Source organism: Streptomyces sp. NPDC126510 (assembly GCF_040302345.1).
Lineage (GTDB): Bacteria > Actinomycetota > Actinomycetes > Streptomycetales > Streptomycetaceae > Streptomyces.
This window is the reverse complement of the sequence record NZ_JBEORR010000003.1, coordinates 210,954-230,234: the sequence shown is the minus strand read 5'-3', so window position 1 is coordinate 230,234 and position 19,281 is coordinate 210,954. Positions and strand designations below refer to the sequence as shown.

The window sequence follows — 19,281 nt, the reverse complement described above, 5'->3', positions numbered from 1 at the left end:
TCTCCTCCTATGGCTCGGTGGTTCAGACGTCGATGCGCGACAGACGGCGGATGAGGAAGAAGCCGATGGCATACAGGCTGAAGGCGATGATCACGCAGGCCTGACCGATCGGTGACCCGGTCATTCGGTCGAGCGAACCGTCATTGATGGCGTTCAGCATGAACAAGGCGCCCACGCCCAGCACCGGCACCGCGTACGACGTCATGTTCACCTGCGACAACTGCGTCCGCACCTCGCGCCGTGTCTCCTTCCGCTCCTCCAAGGTGTCGGTCAGGTTCCGCAAGGCGCTCACCACCTGTCCGCCCGCCCGGTTCGACAGCATCAGCGTGGTGACCAGGACGACCAGTTCACGGGACGGGAGGCGGCCCGCAAGTTCCCCCAGTGCGTTGTCCAGGGGCGCACCCACGGCCAACTGTGCGGACACCTTGGCGAGCTCCTCGCCTGCGGGGGCCTCCAGCTCCTCCGCCGCCATTCCGACGGCCGTACGCAGTGCGAGGCCCGCCTGTGTGGCATTGGCAAGAATCCGGGCCAGCTCCGGGAGTTGGTTGATGAACTTCTCGATGCGCTTCTGGCGCTGCCAGTTGAGGAACTGAAAGGCCACCCATATGCCGAGCAGTCCCGCCAACGGCCCGAAGAACGGCGCCAGGGCCGCCTGGCCGATCAGCCACAGGCCCGCGACCGTGGCGAGCATGTAGACGAAGAACTCGCCGGGGGTGATGTCCAGGCCGGTCGCCGCCAGGCGCAGTTCCAGTTTCTTGCCGAGTTTGGTGCGGCGCAGACGGCGGTCGATCCCGCGGAAGTTGCGGCGCCGGCCGCCGGCCGGGATCTGGCCCGTGGCGGACAGGCGGTCGACCAGGGCCTGCCGTTGTGCCTTGCCCATGGCGTAGGAGTGCAGGCCGACGACCACGAGGGCGCAGGTCAGCAGAGTGACGCCGGTGGTGAGCGTGATGAGCGTGTGCAGTTCCATCGGTCGGTCCTACCTGGCTTCTCGGGTGGCTAGCTGGTCCGCCGACTGAGCGATGCCGAACGCCTGTGGGAGGGGCTGGCTCGCCATGTAGAGGCGGTCGGCGGTGCGGCGCGGGAGCGGGAAGTACTCGAAGGCGCCGTGGATACGGCCGTCGGAGGTCATGGGCTGTGCGTTGAAGCGGGCGACCGTGACCAGGCGGTACGGGTCACTGCCGTGGCTGTCCATCAGCGCGATCTCGGTGATGCGGCGGGCGCCGTCCGCGAACCGGGTCAGCTGCACGATGACGTCGATCGCGCTGTTGATCTGGTCGTGCAGTGCCACGAAGGGGATCTCCACGTCCGACATGGACGCCAGGGTCTGCAGTCGCATCAGCGCGTCCTCGGCGTTGTTGGCGTGGACGGTGGCCAGCGAGCCGTCGTGGCCCGTCGACATCGCCTGGAGCATGTCGAGGGACTCACCGCCGCGGACCTCACCGACGACGATCCGGTCGGGCCGCATGCGCAGGGAGTTGCGGACCAGGTCGCGGATCGTCACCTGGCCCTTGCCCTCGACGTTCGGCGGACGCGACTCCAGGCGGATCACGTGCGGCTGCTGGAGCTGGAGTTCGGCGGAGTCCTCGATGGTGATGATGCGTTCGCCCTGGGGAATGAGCCCCGACAGGGCGTTCAGCAGGGTTGTCTTGCCGGTGCCCGTCGCGCCCGAGACGATGACGTTGAACTTCGCCTGCACCAGGCCCGCCAGCAGGTACAGCATGTGCTCGTCGAGCGAGCCGAGGCCGATCAGCTCCTGGAGCGTGAAGGAGCGCGGGAAGCGGCGGATGGTGAGGGTGGCTCCCGTCAGGGACAGCGGCGGGATGATGACGTTGACGCGCTCGCCGGAGGGCAGGCGGGCGTCGACCATGGGGTTCGACTCGTCCACACGCCGGTTGACCGTCGAGACGATGCGCTCGATGGTCTGCATGAGCTGGTCGTTGGAGGCGAAGCGCAGGGGCAGTTGCTCGACCCGGCCGCCGCGCTCCACGAAGATCGCGTCCGGGCCGTTCACCATGATCTCGGTGATGGACGCGTCCTCCAGGAGCGGTTCCAGGATGCCGAGGCCCAGTGCCTCGTCGACCACCCTGCGGATCAGCTGCGAGCGCTCCACCGTCGACAGGACCGGGCCCTCGCGGCTGATGATGTGCCCGAGCACCCGCTCCAGCCGGGCCCTGCGCTCGGCGGCGGCCAGCGAACTCATCTCCGCGAGGTCGATCTCCTCCAGGAGCTTGGCCCGGTAGGAGGCGACCATGTGGCCGTCCTCGCCCCGGTTGCCGTTCTCCTCGGGGGTGTTGATGCGTGCTCGCAGGCTCATGAGTGCGGTGCTCCTAGCTCGTCTTTCAGTGGTCGAGCGGCATCGTGGCGATCTTCCGGGCCGTGCCGAAGTCGTCCTTTCCCGGGATGATCGACGGGATGGTGATCTCGGCGGTGACCGTGACCTCGTCGTCGCCACGCGATTCCGGGCATGTGGTCTTCCCCGCCAGCCAGTCGCTCACGGCGGCCCGGCAGTCCCGCTCGTGCGGCCCGTCCAGCGAGGCGCTGCGCGCCCCCGCCCGAGCCGCCGTACCCGCTTGTTGCGCCGTGTACGCGATCAGCCCCAGCTGCACGGCCCCTATCGCGACGAGGAGCAGGATGGGGAGAAACCCGAGGTACTCGAGGGCGACTTGGCCTCGATCGCGGCGCTGACGGCTGTCGTACATCTCAGTCCTCCTCTTCCTCGACCGCACCGGCGTGGCCTTTCACCTCGAACGGGAACGCGATGGTGCCGGGGAAGAGGACGGGCACCCGGAGCCTGACGTCAGCTGTCACGTAGCCGGTGGACGGAGGGCAGTTAACCTCGGCGCCGCCCCTCCACGCGTCCGACAGCTTGTCCTTGCCCGCCTGCTCGCATGCAGCCTGCCGACCTCCGCGTTCCGCGGCCGTCCCCGCCCGCACCGCTTCATCGGCGGCGTTGCCCGCGAGCGTGAAGGTGTAGCCCACCAGTACGAGCTGCCACAGCACCACCAGCGTCACGATGATCGTCGGCGTCATCCCCAGGAACTCGATCGTCACCTGACCCTTGTCCCGCTCCCTCGAAGGCACCCTCAGCACCCTCACCCCTCCTTCCTCCGCCGAAAGCCCACCGCCCCCCGGCCCCCCTTCTGGGCGCCCTCCGCGGTCTTGACCAGCTCCAGCTCCCCAGCGAGACCCCACAGGGCCTGCTTCACGGAGCTCTTGTTCTCCAGTTCGTGGATGCGGCCCGCGTCCACGACGCTCTGCAGTTCCTTGAAGTTGGCGGGGACCACGGTGGCCGCGACCGTCGTGCCGGTGATCTTCTGGATGAGGGGCGGCTGGATCTCCGTACCGCGCGAGTGCCGGTTGACGACGACGGTCGTCTCCTCGGCCTTGCGGATCTGCAGCCGGTCCCACATCCGCACGGCCCGTTTCGCGCCCCGTACGGCGACCACGTCCGGCGTGGTGACGAGCAGGGCCCGGTCGGCCATCTCCACGGCCGCCGCGCCGGCGCCGCCGAGCTGGGCGCCGCAGTCGATGACGACGATCTCGTAGCGGGAGCGCAGGGCGCTGACGATCTGCCGGGCGGCGCGGTCGGTGACGTCCTCGCCGCGTTCCCCTTCGGCGGGGGCGAGCAGCAGGGCGAGGCCGGTGTCGTGGCGGAATACCGCGTCGGCGAGGACGCGCGGGGAGATGTCGGTGATGGCGGCGAGGTCGACGACGGAGCGGCGGAACTGGACGTCCAGGTAGGAGGCGATGTCGCCGGTCTGGAGGTCCATGTCGACCAGGGCGGTGCTGCGGCCGGAGGCCTGCGCGGCGAGGGCCAGCTGGATCGCGGTGAGGGTGGCTCCGGCGCCGCCCTTGGCGCCGCTGACGGTGACGACGGTGCCGCCGACGCCGGTGAAGACGTCGCCGCCGGCGCCCAGGTGCCGGCGTACGCCGGTGGACCACTGGGCGACGGCCTGGACGCGGCTGGCGAGTTCCTCGTAGCTGAGGGGCAGGGCGACCAGGCCGCGGGCGCCGTAGTCCATGGCGGCCTGGAAGAGGCCGGGGCTCGCGTCGGAGGTGATGAGGATGACGCCGACGGCCGGGAAGCGCAGGGCCACTTCGCGGATCAGTTCCAGCGCGGGGACGGGGCCGATCCGCTCGTGGACGATCACGACCTCCGGCAGCTCGTCGACCGACTCGGCGGCCAGCCGCGCGAGGGTGTCGATGAGCTGGGTGGAGTCGACCACGGGGGCGACGGGCTCGGCATCCGGGAGCTGGCTGAGCAGTGTCGTGACGGACCGGACCGCGTCCGTGTCACCGACTGCCGGGAGGATCCTCGTGGGCATGGCAGCCTCTCACTTGTCCTTCGCGAGTTCGTACGTCCGGTCCCGCTCGGGGACGGTGGTGTCGCTGCCGGGCGCGACGAGGGCGAGGCGGACGCGCTTGGCGAACGACTCGGCGTAGGTGATGCGCTGGGCGTCGCGGGCGGACAGTGCGAAGGTGATCGGGACGGCGTCGGTGGGCTGCCGGGTGCGGTTGGACTCGTCGGGCTCGAGGGGGGTGAGGTCGCCGACGTCGAGGACCTTGGCGTTGGTGACGATGATCTTCGACTGGTCGGGGTCGCCCTCGCGGGCGCCCTCGAAGGTGGCGTAGACGTTGACCGAGGCGCCGGGCGTGATCTTGCCGGCCACGCCGGTCGCCGCGTCGATCATGATGGCGACCTCCTGCTGGCCGGGCTGCAGGGCCGGCTGGCGGACGATCATGTCGGACTGGAGCAGGGAGCCCGCGCGCAGCGTGGTGACGGCGATCTTGCCCTGTATCTCCCGCAGGTCGGTGACCGCGTTGTCGGAGAGCCACCGTTCGGGCATCTTGATCTTCTCGAACTGGCCCGTGCTGAGGGTGGTGTAGGGCGGCACCTCGGACTTGAGCCGGTAGGCGGTGACCTCGGGGCCGACCTTCGACTGCACGTCGCTGATGACGGAGAGCACGCCGGCGAAGGCGCCGAGGGCGCAGACGACCGACAGGAGCAGGAGAATCACGCCGCGGCGCTGACGGGAGTTCATGAACCGTACAACCTCGTTGGGGATATCGGTCGAGCGGGATCGGAACAGTGCTGACGAGCGGTGTCAGGCCTCAGCCGACGGCCGTTCGGCTCTCGGGCTGCTGGTGGGGTGGGCTGTCGGGGGCGGGTGGCATGGCCGAGCAGAACACGCAGCGGTCGCCGATGACGTCGATGCCGCACCAGTGGCACCGGCTGCGTCGCACGGAGGTGACCAGCTGGTAGAGGACGGACAGGTCCGGCAGATAGCTGCAGAACTCGACGAGCCTGCCGGTGCCCCACCAGCCGGGTGACTCGGCCGGGAGCGGGGTCTCGCGCAGCCCCTGCACCTTCCAGGAGGGGGCGAGGGTGCCGGTGACCCAGTCGGACGGGAGCTGGCCCTTGGCAACCAGCATCCAGGTGCCGAACTCGGGTCCGGGAAGGGTGGCTTCGGGGGTGATCCTGACGAGCTGCGGCTCGGGGTGGGCGAGGACGCCGAACTGGCTGCCGGGCACCCAGGACTTGGCGTGCGACTTCAGGCCGACGGGGACGCGGTCGAGGCGGGCCACGGAGTTCAGCAGCGCGCCGGCGTGGATGTAGTGCACGAGCAGCCGGCCGGCCGAGGCGAGCACGCCGGGGCTGATGTCGCAGGAGGCGAGTTGTCGTAACTGGCGCGCCAGGACGGCCAGTCCGAGGGGCGGCAGGTCCGGCCGGAACAGGGCGATGCGGTCGCTCTCCATGAGGGAGCGCAGGGTGTGCAGCCGTCGCTGCACCGCGGTGGGCGCGGCCTGCGAGCAGACCACGATCACATGCCCGTGGTGCTCGACCAGAGCCTGCATCTCGGCCAGCGCCTGCTCCAGGGGGCGCCGGTCGACGTCCCGCAGCACGACGGCGGGCAGGGTGCGTTCGTCCTGTGGCGGCAGCGCCATGTCGGCGCTGGTCACGGCAATGGCAGTTGGCACGCGCAGCTCCCCGTTTCCCCATGCCGGTCGGAACGCCGGGTGTCACTCCGGCGCACCGTGTCGACTTCACTGCGTGACTACCTCAGCACTGTATCCACGCCTCTGTGACCGGAGAACAGCGTTTGTGTAGCTGGAGAGCAACTGTCGTTGCACAAGAGGCGTCAAAACGGGGCAGGTTGAGCATCTTGCCGGTCGTCCCGGTGGGCCCGGGGCGGTTCCGGGCGGTGGGCCCAGCGGGCCCAGTGGTGACGATGGGCCTTCGTTTGGGTCCTGAGGCCCACGCCTGACTTAGCGTCGCGTACCTACGCTCGCCGTCCGAAAAGACACGCGGATCGGGTGAGGAGGGGGCCGTATGGCGGACGGGGGCGGCATACGGACGTACGGGCGCGGACCGGTCTTCGACGACCGGGGGGCGACCGGCACCGAGTACCTCGGGATGGTCGTCGTCAGCGCGGCGATCGTCCTGGCCGTCTCGGCCACCGGTGTCGGCCAGTTGATCTATGACAGGCTCGCCGCCCAGGTGTGCCGGGTCGCCGGCGGCGGCGACTGCGGGACGGGCGCGCCGGGGCCGGACAAGCCGCTCACCGACGCGGACTTCGAACCGGCGCTGTGCCAGGTCTCCTCGGTCACCGACAAGGCGGGCTCGAAGGCGAAGATCCTCTTCTGGGAGATCGGCAAGGAGTACGGCTTCCAGGAGCAGCACCTGAAGGCGAAGACGGACGTCAACGGGGACGGCACGGTCGACGACCGCGACCAGCTGGTCTACCTGACCTTCACGGACGCCGCGTCCGTCGCGGCGAAGAAGGACTTCAAGCCGGGGATGAAGGTGGGCCGGTTCGGCGCGGACAAGGTGGAGCTGGGGCTCGGCATCAAGGTCACCAACGGCGACACCTGGGTGTTCCAGAGCCCCGAGGAAGCCCAGCGGTTCCGGGACGACGTGGAGAAGCTGCAGATGTACGAGATGCGCCGCACCATGCCCGGCGGGGCGGAGGCGAGCATCGGCGACAGCATCGCCTACCTCTTCGGCAAGGGCCCCCTCAAGGACGAGGAGGACACCCAGAACCGCATCAAGGAGAACCTCGGCGACAACCGGAAGATCACCTACGGCAAGGTCGGCGTGGAGGCCTCGGCGTCGGCGGGCCTGAAGATCTCGGCGGGCGACGAGAAGAAGCTGAGCGCCGCGCTCGGCGGCTCCTTCAAGTACTCCCCCGAGGTGACCTGGACGGACAACTCCTACAAGAACACCAAGTCGTACACCTACTCCTCGTCCATCGAGTACGGCTCCAAGGTGGGCTACGAGGCGGGCCCGCTCAGCGGCGAGTACACGGCGAACACGACGCAGACCGGCACCATCACGGTCACCTACGACAAGAAGACCGGCAAGCTCATCCGCGTCGACATGACCCGCACCGTCGAGGAGGGCGGCCAGAAGGACGGCGCCAAGGCGGGCGGGGACAACGGCAGGAAGGACGGGGACAAGCGGGGCGGGAACGCCGGGGTGAAGGGCACCGGCTCGCAGACCGGCATCGAGGTCGTCACCCACACCCTCACCTTCGATCCGGGCCCGGCGGGCGACCGGGACCGGGCGGTCGCGGAGCGCTGGCTGGACAGCAACAACGAGCAGGTCGCGACGCCCTTCCAGTACATGTTCGGCGACCACGCGCCGACGTCCCGGCCGGGCGCCGACGACCCCTTCGGGCAGCTGGTGTTCGACCAGGGCAAGTCGAGCCGGATGACGTACACGGGCGATGTGAACGCGGCCGAGTACGGCTTCGAGTTGAATCTGGGGCTCAGTCTGGGCATGACGATCAGCACGGAGAAGAAGGCGGAGACCCTGACCGACGCCGAGTTCCTGGGGGCGCCGCACGGAGACGGCCGCTCCTATCTTCCCTACAGCTACTGTGCGAACTGACGAGACGGGAGCCCCTGCCGATGAAGATCCGCCGTGCCTGCCTGGCCGCCGCCCTGCTGACGACCGCCGTGGCCCTGACCGGCTGCGGGAGTTCCGGCTCCGGCGCGGGAGAGGTGCCCGAGGGCTGGGGGACGCTGAAGACGAAGGGCGTCGACGTGTCGTACCCGAAGGGGTACGAGGAGCAGAGCGCCGCCGAGCGGGGCGAGCACAACGCGGCCGCCGCGGTGCGCACGGAGGGCGGGAAGCAGGTCTCGGTCGTCACCGTACAACTCGGTTTCACCGAGGCGGACTCGGCCGAGCAGGCCGCGATCGCCGCCGAGGCGGGGATTCAGATGGGCGCCGACGTCGAGGGCCAGAAGGAGGTGGACCTGGCCGGCACGGACGAGGCCAGGCGCATCGACTTCTCCTTCAAGGCGACCGGCGAGGACGGCGGACCGGCCGCGGGCACACCCGTCGAGGGTGTGATCCTGGCGGGCCTGGACTCGAACGACACCACCTTCGCGATCCGGATAGACGCCGAGCGGGGTGCCCTGCCGGACGGGGACCTGGACCGGATCATCGAGTCGGTCGAGGTGCACTAGCCGTGGAGGTGCCGGGCGCCGGATACGTCGTCCTCGCGCTGCTGGTGGCGTTGTTCGGCGCACTGGCGTGGAGGTACGCGCGACGGCTGGTGACGGTGACGCGGGTGCTGCGGCGCGGCGCCCGGGCGGAGGGCAGGTGCGTCCGGGTGGAGACGGAGCCGTACCAGCACTCCGACGCCCGGCGGCACTTCTTCGCCTTCCGTACGGCCGGCGGCGTACAGGTCGAGTTCGAGGACCTGGCGGGTTGGTCGACGACGGAGGGCAGCGCGGTCACCGTGGCCTACGACCCCCGCGATCCCGCGGGCACGGCGACGGTCGCGGGCCGGGGCAGCTGGTCCCCGGTGGTCCAGGCACTGGCTCTGGTCGCCGGGTGCGGCATGGCCGCGGCCGGGTTCGCGATCCTGCTCTTCTTCGAGATCACCGGGGGTGGCTGATGACGCTCGTCCGCTGCTGGGCCGTCGGCATCGTTGTACTGGTCCTCACCGAGTACGTCCAGATGACGCTGATCCACGATCCGCTGGTCGGTCCGGAGGGTGTCGGTTCGTTCGGGGCCGCGCTGGCACTGGTGCACCTGCCGAACCTGGTGTGCGTCGTGCTGGCCACCTGGGCGGCGGCGCGGGTGCATCCGGAGCCGTGGCGGGAGATGCCCGCGCGGCACCTGGCGGCGGCGTGCGCGGCCCCGGCGGCGGCGCAGGTGCTGCTGCTCTCCCTGCGCCCCGGGGTGCTGGATCCGGCGGGTGCGGCGTTCTGGATGTCCACGGGCGTACTGCTGGCGGGCTGCACGGTGGGGCTGCTGCTCGACAGGTTGGTCTGGACCTCTTGACAGTAGCTTTGGTCTGGACCATTTTCTTGTCATGTCCCCACACAGACGATCCCTGCGGCTCTGGTCGGGTGCCGTCACGGCTGCCCTGGCCCTCACCGTCACGACCGTCGGCCAGGCGAGCGCCGCCGACGTCAACAACGCCCGGAACGCCGGATTCGAGTCGGGTTTGAGCGACTGGACCTGCTCGGCGGGCAGCGGCACGACGGTCCCCTCCCCCGTCCGCACCGGCACGGCCGCGCTGCGGGCGGCCCCCTCGGGGCAGGACAACGCCCGGTGCTCCCAGACGGTCCGGGTGAAGCCCGGCTCGACGTACACGCTGGGCGCCTGGGTCCGGGGCGGGTACGCCTACCTCGGCGTGACGGGCACGGGCACGACGGACGTGTCCACCTGGACGCCGGACTCCTCCTCCTGGAAGCAGCTGTCGACCACCTTCACCACGGGTTCCTCGACGACCTCGGTGACGGTGTACACGCACGGCTGGTACGGGCAGGCGGCCTACTACGCGGACGACGTGTCGGTGTTCGGCCCCGACGGCGGCGGGGGCACGGACCCGGGCCCGACGATCCCGTCCGCGCCGGGCGGCCTGAACGTCTCCGGGACGACGTCCTCGTCGGTCTCCCTCGCCTGGAACACGGTCTCCGGGGCGACGGGTTACACGGTCTACCGCGACGGCACGAAGGTGACGGCCGTCTCCGGCACCTCGGCGACGGTGACCGGGCTCGCGGCCTCGACGTCGTACTCCTTCCAGGTCACGGCGGTGAACGGGGCCGGTGAGTCGCCGAAGTCGGCGGCCGTGACGGGCACCACGAACAAGCCGGACGGGCCGGGCCCCGCGCTGCCCCGGCACGCCGTGACCGGCTACTGGCAGAACTTCGACAACGGGGCGGCCGTCCAGCGCATCTCGGACGTCCCCGCCGCCTACGACATCATCGCGGTGGCCTTCGCCGACGCCACGGGCACGCCCGGGGCGGTGTCCTTCACCCTGGACTCGGCCGGGCTGAACGGCTACACGGTCGAACAGTTCAAGGCGGACGTGAGGGCGAAGCAGGCGGCCGGCAAGAAGGTCGTCATCTCGGTCGGCGGCGAACGCGGCACGGTGTCGGTCAACGACGCCGCGTCGGCGGCGAACTTCGCGAACAGCGTGTACTCCGTGATGCAGACGTACGGCTTCGACGGCGTCGACATCGACCTGGAGAACGGCCTGAACGCGACGTACATGACGCAGGCGCTGCGCGCCCTGTCGGCGAAGGCGGGCCCCTCGCTCGTCCTGACGATGGCCCCGCAGACGATCGACATGCAGTCCACGTCCAACGGCTACTTCCGGACCGCGCTGAACGTGAAGGACATCCTCACGGTCGTCAACATGCAGTACTACAACAGCGGTTCCATGCTCGGCTGCGACGGCAAGGTCTACAGCCAGGGCTCGGTCGACTTCCTCACGGCCCTGGCCTGCATCCAGCTGGAGAACGGCCTCGCCCCGTCCCAGGTGGGTCTGGGCCTGCCGGCCTCGACGCGCGGGGCGGGCAGCGGCTACGTCTCACCGGCCGTGGTGAACAACGCCCTGGACTGCCTGACCAGGGCCACCGGCTGCGGCACCTTCAAGCCGCCGCGGACGTACCCCGAACTGCGCGGTGCGATGACCTGGTCGACCAACTGGGACGCCACGGCGGGCAACGCCTGGTCCAACGCGGTGGGGCCGCATGTGCACGGGTTGCCGTAACAACCCCTATCCCGCCGGACGGTAGTGGCCGAGCACCCAGGCCAGCTGCGGGAACCACTCCTGGAGCCGCGACCTGGGCTTGGCCTCCACCACGCACTCACAGAACCGGCCGTCCATGTGGACCACGGCGACCATCAGGGCCTTGCCGCTCGGGCTCGCCTGGTAGTGGACGCTGCGGATCTCGGGCCAGCGGAACTCGATCGAGAGACCGGACGACTCGAAGGCGACGCCCGACGCGTCGACGACGACCGCGTTGCGCTTGTCGACGGCCAGGAAGTCCGGGCCGCCCGCCGCCGGCTGCGGCGGAGCCTGGGCGTACGGCTGCTGCTGCGGGGCCTGGGCGTACGGCTGCTGCGGGGCCGCGTACGGGGGCGGCGCCGGCGCGTATTGCGGCGGGGGCGGGCCGAAGCCGGGGCCGGGGGGCGGGGGCTGCTGGGTCATCCGGCCATTCTCCCTGCCCCCTGCCCTAGAAGAACTCCCCCCACGGCTGGTCCCAGATCTGCTTCACGCACAGGACCAGGAACAGCAGGCCGGCGACGGCGAGCATGGCGTTGCTGAGGGCCCCGTTGCGCCATTCACGGGGCGTGCGAGAGGAGTTGAGGAGCCAGATCAGGGTGCCGGCCAGGAAGGGCAGGAAGGCCGCGCCGAGGACGCCGTAGATGATGATCAGGCGGAAGGGCTGGCCCTCGAAAAGCAGGATCATCGGCGGGAAGGTCAGCCAGAGCAGATAGGCGCGGAACGGCCAGGAGCGTTCGCGTGTCCCCGAGGCGACCTCCTCGCCCCCCGCCCGGCCCCTGCCCGACAGCCGGGCCACGAAGTCGGCGAACATCAGGCTCACGCCGTGCCAGACGCCGATCAGCGAGGTGAAGGACGTGGCGAAGAAGCCGATCAGGAAGAACTTCGCGGTGGCCGGGCCGTACTCCTTCTCCAGGATGTCGCCCAGCTGGATCAGGCCCTTGTCACCGCTGGCGATGGCGACGTTCGCCGAGTGGAGCATCTCCGCGCCGACGAACAGCATGGCGATGACGAAGATGCCCGTGGTGGCGTAGGCGACGCGGTTGTCCAGGCGCATGACCTTCATCCAGCCGGTGTCGGTCCAGCCCTTGGCGTTGACCCAGTAGCCGTACGCCGCGAGGGTGATCGTGCCGCCCACACCGCCGATCAGGCCCAGCGTGTTGAGGATCGAGTCCTTCTCGTCCGGCAGGACCGGCAGGAGTCCGGCGAAGGCGTCGGGGATGTTCGGCGTGACCCGGATCGCCAGGTACACCGTCACCACGAACATGACGCCCACCAGGACCGTCATGACCTTCTCGAACACCGCGTACTTGTTGAACCAGACGAAGACCAGGCCGACCAGACCGCAGGCGATGCCCCACCACTTGAGGTCCATCACGTCGGGGAACAGCGCCTGCAGCGGCAGCGCGCTCGACGACATCGCCGCGGCGCCGTAGACGAAGCCCCAGACGACGACGTAGACCGCGAAGAACCAGGTGGTCCAGCGGCCGAGGCTGGCCCAGCCGTCGAACAGGGTGCGGCCCGTGGACAGGTGCCAGCGGCCCGCCGCCTCGGCCAGGGAGATCTTCACCAGGCAGCCGATGATCGCGGCCCACAGGAGGGTGTAGCCGAAGTTGCTACCCGCGATCAGCGTGGCGACCAGGTCACCGGCGCCGACGCCGGTCGCCGCGACGACGATGCCCGGGCCGATGTACTTCCAGCTCGCTTTCCGGGGCTGTGGGGGGTGGGTGGCCTCGTTCTCGGTGGTGTTTCCCGTGGTGTCCGCCATGCAGGTCAAGAAAGCTCAAAGGCGCCCGCGGGACAAGAGGGCCTGACCGGATCTTCACTCGATGCCCGTAGGACACCCTGCCCGGTCAGGCCCGGCGGAGCGCTACGGCCGTCACCGACCACAGCCGTCCGCCCCACACGTGCCGAGCTCGAACCACACGGTCTTGCCCGGCCCGTCCCGATGGCAGCCCCAGCGCTGGGCGAGCGCGTCCACCAGGAACATTCCGCGGCCGCTCTCCCCGGTGCCCGCGTCCAGCACCCGCGGGACACGGCGCGCGGCGTCGGAGACCTCGCAGCGCAGGAGGCCGTGCGCGGCGAAGAGGGTGAGCCGGAAGGGGCTCCGGGCGTGCACCACGGCGTTGGTGGCCAGTTCGCCGACGAGCAGTTCGGCTACCTCCGCGACGTCACCGCGCTCGGCGAGCCCCCAGCCCTCCAGCTGCCTGCGGACCTCCGCCCGTGCCTCACGGACGGCGGAGGGCCGGGGTGCGTACTCGACCCTCAGATGCCCCGCTCCCAAGGGTGGTTGCGGGAACGGGCCGAAGTGGGCGTCGGGGTCGGGGAGGTGGTGCCGCCCGGAGAGTTGCAGCATGGGTCCAGGGTGATCCCCCCGGGCGGTCCCGCGCACGGGGAGGACTACCCGATCCCCTACCTGCTTGTGCAGGTGAGGAGGTCACGCGTACTGGAGACGGACCGTCGCTCCGTCGGCGTCGTCGCGGATGTCCACGTAGGCGCAGACCTGACGCGCGTACCACAGCCCCGGTCCCGGGTCCGGGGCCGCGGCCGGCGGGACGAAGCCGGCGAGCGGGTCGTCGAGACGGCGGGCCGAGCGCAGTTCGCAGACGCAGCCGGGAGCATCGCCCCACAGCAGGAGATCTCCGTCGAGGGGCGCGAGGGCGGCCGCGCTCTCCGCCACGGCGGCGGCGAACAGCTCGGCGTCCGCATCGGGCAGCCCCCGCCCCACGGCCCAGCTCTGTACGGCCGCACCGCGCGGCTCCCGCAGGCGCAGCGCACCGGCGGGGGGCAACGGCAGCGGTACGGCGTCGAGTTCGGCGGCGAGCCGCAGCGGGTCCTCGTACACCTCCGTGTCCGGGTGGGTGCGGCGGGCCGCGGCGACGACGGCGGGCCCGGCGGTGCGGGTGTCGTACGCGCACAGGGCGGTCGTGGACATGGGGGCGAAGAGGAGGTTGGCGAGGGCCTCGTAGCGGATCCACTCGGTGGTCTCGCGGGCCGACCGGCCGGCGCGGCCGCTCCAGACGGGCTCCATGACGAGGTGGAGCCGGCCGCCGGGGCCGGCGTGCGCCGCGAGATACGTGGCGGCCCGGGCGACGGCGTTGGCGGCGGAGCCGGTGTACCAGTCGGTGTGCGGGATGCAGGTGACGTCCTTCGCGCCGGTGCCGAGGGCGTCGCGCAGGAGGTCCAGGTGGTGCGGGGCGGCGATGGCCACCGGCGGGGGTTCGCCGGAGGCGTCGAGGCCCTCGCCGAGGAAGGGCAGGGCGGCGGCCAGGAAGCCGTCGTCGGAGTCGAAGACGGCCATGCGGTGGTCGAACGGGCTGAGTTCTGCGGTGGTCACGTGATCCCCTCGGGTGGGTGGGTGCGGGTGGGGGCGGGGCAGCGCTGGGCCGTCACCCAGGCGGCGATCTGGCTGCGGTTGCTGAAGCCGAGCTTGCCGAGGATGCGTTCCACATGGCCCTCGGCGGTGCGGCGGGCGATCACCAGGCGGTCGGCGATCTGCTGGTTGGCGAGCCCTTCGGCGACGAGTTGGGCGACCTCGGTCTCACGGCGGGTCAGACGGACCGTGCCGTCGTCGTGCGGGGGCGCGGTGGCGGGGGCGGGTTCCGTGGGGTGCGGGCGGCCCGGCTCCTGGAGCTCCTGGCCGGCCAGTTCCGCGAGACTCAGGGCCCCGCCGCGGCGGTGGGCCCGCTCGAACGCCTCGCGTCCGAGGGCCCGGGCAGCCCGCTCCTCGGTGTCCCGGCGTACGGAGTTGAGGGTGTGGGAGCCCCAGCGGCCGGTGTCGATGTCGGCCCAGACGCGGTCGGCGCCGCCCAGCAGCACGGCGGCGTGGTCGTGATCGCCGCGTGCGGCCGCGATCGACGCGAGCAGATCGAGGGTGAGGGCGATGCCGATGACGTCGTGGACGGCGAGTTTGAGCCGCAGGGCCGCACGGGCGTGCCGTTCGGCCCGGTGCCAGTCGCCGCGCACGGTATGGGCGAGGGCGAGGATGCGCAGCACGTAGGAGCGGACCCACTGTTCGCCGTGCCGCTCGCACAGCGCGAGGGCCCGCTCGCAGACCTCGACGGCCCCCTCGGCCTCGCCCAGGTAGCCCAGCGCGCAGGCGAGTTCGACCTGGTCGAGGCCGACGAGGCTGAGGTGCTGGCCGGGCACGGGGCCGCGGGCGACGGTGGTCTCGAAGTGCCGCAGCGCTCCGGGCAGGTCGTCTCCGAACAGCCGGATGACTCCGATGACGTACTCCGCGTGCGCGGCCTCGGCGTCGTCGCCGAGGGTACGGGCGAGGGCGAGGGCGTCGGTGGCGTGGCGGCGGCCCCGGGGGAAGTCCCGGGTGGCGGCGGCCAGCAGCCCCGCGACCCACAGGCCGCGGGCCCGTTCCCGGGTGGGCCCGGGGGCGGCGGTCAGGGCCCGGTCGAGCCAGTACAGGCCCTCGCGGGAGGCGCCGCAGGCGTGCCAGTGAAACCAGAGCGTGCCGGCGAGACGCAGCCCGGCGAGGGCCTCGCCGGGGGTGGAGAGGCTGAAGTCGAGGGCCGCGCGGAGGTTGTCCCGGTCGGCGCGCAGCCGGGCGACCGTCTCCGGCTGGCCGGGCCCGAACCAGCCGCGCTCGCACTCCTCGGCCCGCCGCGTCATCCAGTCCCGCTGCCGCCGCCGGACGGCCTCCTCCAGCCCGGCGCCCCGCCGCAACTGCTCCAGCCCGTACTGGCGCAGGGTGTCGAGCAGCCGGTAGCGCACACCGCCGGGCCCGGGCTTCCGGCAGAGCACGGACTTGTCCACGAGCCCGGCGACGGCCTCCAGGACGTGGTCCGTGCCCAGACCGGGGGGACCGGTGGGCGCTGCCACGGCCCGGGCGTGTGCGCCGGAGCCGTCCGGGCACCGTCCCGGCAGGGCGGGCAGGGCGGACGGTGTCGCGCTCCGGAGCGCGACGAGCTGCCCCCGGCCCTCCGCGCCCAGGACGACGGCCCCCGGAGGACGCGTGCTCTCCAGAGGCCGGGCACCGTCCGAACACGCACCCGGGCCCGGAGGCCCGGCACCGTCCGGCCACACATCCCCACCCAGAAGCCCGGCACCGTCCCGAACCTCGGCCCCGTTCACACACGCGGTGGTCCCGGCCGAAGGCCGGCTGCTCTGCGGGGCAGCGGCGTCCGCGCACACCGCCTCCGCCGTCTCCAGGTCGAAGCTGCCCGGCAGGACCGACAGCCGGGCCCACACCGTCTGCTCGGGGACGGTGCACAGGTCGTGGCTCCAGGCGACCGCCGCGCGCAGGGTCTGGTGGCGGGGCAAGGCCGCGGGGCTGCCGGTGGTCAGGAAGCGGTAGCGGTCGTCCAGGCGGTCCAGGAGCTGGTCGACGTCGAGGACCCGCATGCGGACGGCGGCGAGTTCGATGGCCAGGGGCAGACCGTCCAGGCGGCGGCACAGCCGGGCGACGGAGGCGCGGTTGGCCGGGGTGAGGCGGAAGCCGGGGACGACGGCGGCGGCCCGGTCGCTGAAGAGCCGGAGGGCCGGGTAACCCTCGGCCGCGGACAGGTCGCCGTCCGGGTCGGGCACCGGCAGCGGACGTACCTCCAGCAGGTGCTCCTCGGTGAGGCCGAGCCGGTGCCGGCTGGTGGCGAGGATCCGGACACCCTCGGAGCCGTGCAGCAGGGCGGCGGCGAGCCGGGCGCACGCGTCGGCCAGGTGCTCGCAGTTGTCGACGACGAGGAGCAGCCGCCGGTCCCGTACCTGTTCGACGAGGGCGTCCAGGGGCGGCTGGGCGGAGCGGTCGTGGAGCCCGAGCGCGTCGGCGACGGCCAGCGGGACGAGGGCCGGGTCGTGCAGTCCGGACAGGTGCACGTAACGCACGCCGTCCGGGAAGGCGCGCCGCACCCGGGCCGCGATGCGCGCCGCGAGCCGGGTCTTGCCGACGCCGCCCGGTCCGGTCAGCGTCACCAGCCGTGCGCGGGCCAGCAGTTCGCGGCCCTGGGTCAGTTCGCCACGCCGGTCGACGAAGCTGGTCGTCTCGGCCGGCAGGTGGTGGTCCCGTCGTGGCGCTGATCCGCCCATGATCAGCCAGTCCTCTGAGGGGTGGGGGTCCGGGGATCCGGACACTCCGGCTCCCTGTGCGCGGACCTCACTCTCTCCGAGTCCCGTACATATATGCACGCCGGAGCCACCCCTGGGGGTGCACTTCCGCCGTGACACCTCGACCGGGACGCCGCGCGCGTACACTGCGCGGCCACTTTCAGTCTTGACCTGCTCATGCCATTAGCAGAACGATGTGCGCCACCCGCACCACGTACGTCGCACGGATCAACCCCACCTCCCACAAGGAGATTTCATGCGACTTCGCATACGAGGCTCCGGTGCCCGCACCGGCAGACGCACCGCCGCCCTCGCCGGCCTCCTCGCCCTCGTCCTCGCGGCGCCCCTGTCCGCGACGACCGGCGACGCCACCGCCGACAGCGCCCGCAAGCCGGCCGCCTCGGCGGACGACGTCCGGCAGTACGAGATCCATCTGCACTCGACGGCCCAGGACCGCACGGCACTTCAGCGCACGGGCGTGACCGTGGACGAGGTCCACGGACACGGTGTCGTGGTCTCCGGCCGCGCCGACCAGATCAAGAAGCTGCGCACCCTGGGGTACGAGGTCACCCCGCTCGGCGCCGTGCCCGACCGGTCCGCCGGCGAGGACGACGTCCGGCTCCTCGACTTCCCGTCGGCCGACTCGAAGTACCACAACTACGCGGAGATGACGAACGAGATCAACTCGGTCGTCTCGGCCAACCCGTCCATCGCGAGCCAGCGCGTGATCGGCAAGTCCTACCAAGGCCGGAACATCGTCGCCATCAAGATCAGCGACAACGTGAGCGCCGACGAGTCCGAGCCGGAGGTGCTGTTCACGCACCACCAGCACGCCCGCGAGCACCTGACCGTCGAGATGGCGCTCTACCTGCTGCGCGAGCTGACCTCCGGCTACGGCTCCGACTCACGCGTCACCGGCATGGTGAACAACCGCGAGATCTGGATCGTCCCGGACATCAACCCGGACGGCGGCGAGTACGACATCGCCACCGGCTCCTACCGCTCCTGGCGCAAGAACCGGCAGCCGAACTCCGGTTCGTCATACGTCGGTACGGACCTGAACCGCAACTGGGACTACCGCTGGGGCTGCTGCGGCGGTTCCTCCGGCTCCGCTTCCTCCGACACGTACCGGGGTTCGGCCGCGGAGTCGGCGCCCGAGGTGAAGGTCGTCTCCGACTTCGTGCGCAGCCGGGTCGTCGGCGGCAAGCAGCAGATCAAGGCGGGGGTCGACTTCCACACCTACAGCGAGCTGGTGCTGTGGCCATTCGGCTACACGTACTCCGACACCACGACCGGGATGACCGCGGACGACAACGCGGCGTTCAAGGCGGTCGGCCGCAAGATGGCCGCGAGCAACGGCTACACGGCGGAGCAGTCCAGCGACCTGTACATCACCGACGGGTCGATCGACGACTACCTCTGGGGCACGCACAAGATCTTCGCGTACACCTTCGAGATGTACCCCCGGTCCGGTGGGGGTGGGTTCTACCCGCCCGACGAGGTGATCGAGCGGGAGACCTCCCGTAACCGCGATGCGGTGCTGCAACTGCTGGAGAACGCCGACTGCATGTACCGGTCGATCGGTAAGGAGACTCAGTACTGCGGTTAGTGCGCCCAGGCGGCGCAGCCGCACATCAGCAGAGCCTCGCGCCCCTTACTCGGCGTTTTCCTCGAAGTAGGCATCGAGGACCGCGTCCAACTGCTCGTCCCACTCCTTGAAACGGCTCCTGGCCGGCGCCTCGATCTCGATCGGGTACCAACGCCGGTCAGGGGTGTGGACGGTGACGGTGTACCGCTTGCCGAAGCGGGCCGTCTCCGTCTCCACCGCGCCGATCTCGTCCCAGCGGAACTCGCATTCCTGGTCGTCCAGGGACATGCGTACGCCTCTGTGGTCGGCGACCAGCCGGGCGCGGCGGTCGGACGCCTCGAAGACGGGGCCGTCGGCCGCGGGCTCCTCCTCTTCGGAGGGTTCCGCCTCCGCCGTGTCCTCCGGCTCGGGGACGGCCTCCTCGGCCTCCTCGACCTCCTCGCTCGCTGCGACCTCAGGCTCCTTCTCCGGCCCGTCCTCCTTGGTCCGTCCGGACGCGGGTGACGTGAGCCCGGGGATGAAAGCCGGGTCGAATCCGGCGCCTTCCAGGGGCTGGCTGCTCGAACCTATGCGCTGCTCCACAGCGCAGAAGTATGGTCGAGAAACCTGTGC

Annotated in this window: 19 protein-coding genes; 6 read left to right on the top strand and 13 right to left on the bottom strand. The window is 71.0% G+C overall.

Going from position 1 to position 19,281, the window contains the following annotated elements; all coding sequences use genetic code 11:
• Positions 1-22 precede the first annotated feature (22 nt).
• From ABTX60_RS05005 to ABTX60_RS04975, 7 genes are all read right to left on the bottom strand, one after another.
• Complete coding sequence (locus tag ABTX60_RS05005) at positions 23-967, bottom strand: type II secretion system F family protein (protein WP_352095661.1); 945 nt, start codon at positions 965-967, stop codon at positions 23-25.
• A 9-nt stretch (positions 968-976) separates the two neighbouring features.
• On the bottom strand, positions 977-2,314 hold the full coding sequence (locus ABTX60_RS05000; protein ID WP_352095660.1) for a TadA family conjugal transfer-associated ATPase: 1,338 nt from the start codon (positions 2,312-2,314) through the stop codon (positions 977-979).
• A 25-nt stretch (positions 2,315-2,339) separates the two neighbouring features.
• On the bottom strand, positions 2,340-2,699 hold the full coding sequence (locus ABTX60_RS04995) for a TadE/TadG family type IV pilus assembly protein (RefSeq protein ID WP_352095659.1): 360 nt from the start codon (positions 2,697-2,699) through the stop codon (positions 2,340-2,342).
• Between the two features lies 1 nt (position 2,700).
• Entirely contained in the window at positions 2,701-3,030 is a 330-nt protein-coding gene (locus ABTX60_RS04990; RefSeq protein ID WP_352095812.1) for a pilus assembly protein, read from the bottom strand.
• A 62-nt stretch (positions 3,031-3,092) separates the two neighbouring features.
• Entirely contained in the window at positions 3,093-4,325 is a 1,233-nt protein-coding gene (locus tag ABTX60_RS04985; protein ID WP_352095658.1) for a CpaE/TadZ family protein, read from the bottom strand.
• Between the two features lie 9 nt (positions 4,326-4,334).
• Positions 4,335-5,042, bottom strand: a complete 708-nt coding sequence (gene cpaB / locus ABTX60_RS04980; protein ID WP_352095657.1) for a Flp pilus assembly protein CpaB — start codon at positions 5,040-5,042, stop codon at positions 4,335-4,337.
• Positions 5,043-5,112: 70 nt separating this feature from the next.
• Positions 5,113-5,946 (bottom strand): hypothetical protein, encoded by an 834-nt coding sequence (locus ABTX60_RS04975; protein WP_352095811.1) that lies wholly within the window; start codon positions 5,944-5,946, stop codon positions 5,113-5,115.
• Positions 5,947-6,331: 385 nt separating this feature from the next.
• Here ABTX60_RS04975 and ABTX60_RS04970 point away from each other — a divergent pair, with 385 nt between their 5' ends.
• Genes ABTX60_RS04970 through ABTX60_RS04950 form a run of 5 tightly spaced genes read left to right on the top strand, consistent with a single transcriptional unit; the run spans position 6,332 to position 11,015 of the window.
• Entirely contained in the window at positions 6,332-7,891 is a 1,560-nt protein-coding gene (locus tag ABTX60_RS04970; RefSeq protein WP_352095656.1) for a hypothetical protein, read from the top strand.
• A gap of 20 nt (positions 7,892-7,911) precedes the next feature.
• A complete protein-coding gene (locus ABTX60_RS04965) occupies positions 7,912-8,472 on the top strand; it encodes a hypothetical protein (protein ID WP_352095655.1) in 561 nt (186 codons plus the stop codon).
• Between the two features lie 2 nt (positions 8,473-8,474).
• Positions 8,475-8,906 (top strand): DUF3592 domain-containing protein, encoded by a 432-nt coding sequence (locus ABTX60_RS04960; protein ID WP_352095654.1) that lies wholly within the window; start codon positions 8,475-8,477, stop codon positions 8,904-8,906.
• Positions 8,906-9,295, top strand: coding sequence for a hypothetical protein (locus ABTX60_RS04955; RefSeq protein ID WP_352095653.1), 390 nt, complete (start codon positions 8,906-8,908; stop codon positions 9,293-9,295). Before ABTX60_RS04960 ends, ABTX60_RS04955 begins: the two co-directional genes overlap by 1 nt.
• 31 nt (positions 9,296-9,326) lie before the next feature.
• Positions 9,327-11,015 carry a chitinase gene (locus tag ABTX60_RS04950; protein ID WP_352095652.1) on the top strand — a complete coding sequence of 563 codons (1,689 nt, stop codon included), beginning with the start codon at positions 9,327-9,329 and terminating at the stop codon, positions 11,013-11,015.
• A 6-nt stretch (positions 11,016-11,021) separates the two neighbouring features.
• On the opposite strand, the gene ABTX60_RS04945 is transcribed toward ABTX60_RS04950, so the two are convergent.
• From ABTX60_RS04945 to ABTX60_RS04925, 5 genes are all read right to left on the bottom strand, one after another.
• Entirely contained in the window at positions 11,022-11,456 is a 435-nt protein-coding gene (locus tag ABTX60_RS04945; protein WP_352095651.1) for a hypothetical protein, read from the bottom strand.
• Positions 11,457-11,481: 25 nt separating this feature from the next.
• Complete coding sequence (locus tag ABTX60_RS04940) at positions 11,482-12,798, bottom strand: Nramp family divalent metal transporter (protein ID WP_352095650.1); 1,317 nt, start codon at positions 12,796-12,798, stop codon at positions 11,482-11,484.
• Positions 12,799-12,909: 111 nt separating this feature from the next.
• On the bottom strand, positions 12,910-13,386 hold the full coding sequence (locus tag ABTX60_RS04935; RefSeq protein ID WP_352095649.1) for an ATP-binding protein: 477 nt from the start codon (positions 13,384-13,386) through the stop codon (positions 12,910-12,912).
• Positions 13,387-13,467: 81 nt separating this feature from the next.
• On the bottom strand, positions 13,468-14,367 hold the full coding sequence (locus ABTX60_RS04930) for an anti-sigma factor RsbA family regulatory protein (protein WP_352095648.1): 900 nt from the start codon (positions 14,365-14,367) through the stop codon (positions 13,468-13,470).
• A complete protein-coding gene (locus ABTX60_RS04925; protein WP_352095810.1) occupies positions 14,364-17,063 on the bottom strand; it encodes an ATP-binding protein in 2,700 nt (899 codons plus the stop codon). The genes ABTX60_RS04930 and ABTX60_RS04925 overlap by 4 nt, the downstream gene beginning before the upstream one ends.
• A 274-nt stretch (positions 17,064-17,337) precedes the next feature.
• Between ABTX60_RS04925 and ABTX60_RS04920 the strand changes: the two genes are divergently transcribed.
• On the top strand, positions 17,338-18,690 hold the full coding sequence (locus ABTX60_RS04920) for a M14 family metallopeptidase (RefSeq protein ID WP_352095647.1): 1,353 nt from the start codon (positions 17,338-17,340) through the stop codon (positions 18,688-18,690).
• 45 nt (positions 18,691-18,735) lie between these two features.
• Here ABTX60_RS04920 and ABTX60_RS04915 read toward each other — a convergent pair whose 3' ends face one another.
• Positions 18,736-19,251 (bottom strand): hypothetical protein, encoded by a 516-nt coding sequence (locus ABTX60_RS04915; RefSeq protein WP_352095646.1) that lies wholly within the window; start codon positions 19,249-19,251, stop codon positions 18,736-18,738.
• Between the last annotated feature and the right edge of the window lie 30 nt (positions 19,252-19,281).

What these genes read in the sequence shown, in the direction of transcription:
- ABTX60_RS04940 (WP_352095650.1), bottom strand. Translation starts at nt 12,798, where the DNA reads ATGGCGGACACCACGGGAAACACCACCGAGAACGAGGCCACCCACCCC.
- cpaB (WP_352095657.1), bottom strand. Translation starts at nt 5,042, where the DNA reads ATGAACTCCCGTCAGCGCCGCGGCGTGATTCTCCTGCTCCTGTCGGTC.
- ABTX60_RS05000 (WP_352095660.1), bottom strand. Translation starts at nt 2,314, where the DNA reads ATGAGCCTGCGAGCACGCATCAACACCCCCGAGGAGAACGGCAACCGG.
- ABTX60_RS04985 (WP_352095658.1), bottom strand. Translation starts at nt 4,325, where the DNA reads ATGCCCACGAGGATCCTCCCGGCAGTCGGTGACACGGACGCGGTCCGG.
- ABTX60_RS04970 (WP_352095656.1), top strand. Translation starts at nt 6,332, where the DNA reads ATGGCGGACGGGGGCGGCATACGGACGTACGGGCGCGGACCGGTCTTC.
- ABTX60_RS04945 (WP_352095651.1), bottom strand. Translation starts at nt 11,456, where the DNA reads ATGACCCAGCAGCCCCCGCCCCCCGGCCCCGGCTTCGGCCCGCCCCCG.
- ABTX60_RS04995 (WP_352095659.1), bottom strand. Translation starts at nt 2,699, where the DNA reads ATGTACGACAGCCGTCAGCGCCGCGATCGAGGCCAAGTCGCCCTCGAG.
- ABTX60_RS04935 (WP_352095649.1), bottom strand. Translation starts at nt 13,386, where the DNA reads ATGCTGCAACTCTCCGGGCGGCACCACCTCCCCGACCCCGACGCCCAC.
- ABTX60_RS04950 (WP_352095652.1), top strand. Translation starts at nt 9,327, where the DNA reads ATGTCCCCACACAGACGATCCCTGCGGCTCTGGTCGGGTGCCGTCACG.
- ABTX60_RS04975 (WP_352095811.1), bottom strand. Translation starts at nt 5,946, where the DNA reads ATGGCGCTGCCGCCACAGGACGAACGCACCCTGCCCGCCGTCGTGCTG.
- ABTX60_RS04925 (WP_352095810.1), bottom strand. Translation starts at nt 17,063, where the DNA reads ATGGGCGGATCAGCGCCACGACGGGACCACCACCTGCCGGCCGAGACG.
- ABTX60_RS04990 (WP_352095812.1), bottom strand. Translation starts at nt 3,030, where the DNA reads ATGACGCCGACGATCATCGTGACGCTGGTGGTGCTGTGGCAGCTCGTA.
- ABTX60_RS04965 (WP_352095655.1), top strand. Translation starts at nt 7,912, where the DNA reads ATGAAGATCCGCCGTGCCTGCCTGGCCGCCGCCCTGCTGACGACCGCC.
- ABTX60_RS05005 (WP_352095661.1), bottom strand. Translation starts at nt 967, where the DNA reads ATGGAACTGCACACGCTCATCACGCTCACCACCGGCGTCACTCTGCTG.
- ABTX60_RS04955 (WP_352095653.1), top strand. Translation starts at nt 8,906, where the DNA reads ATGACGCTCGTCCGCTGCTGGGCCGTCGGCATCGTTGTACTGGTCCTC.
- ABTX60_RS04920 (WP_352095647.1), top strand. Translation starts at nt 17,338, where the DNA reads ATGCGACTTCGCATACGAGGCTCCGGTGCCCGCACCGGCAGACGCACC.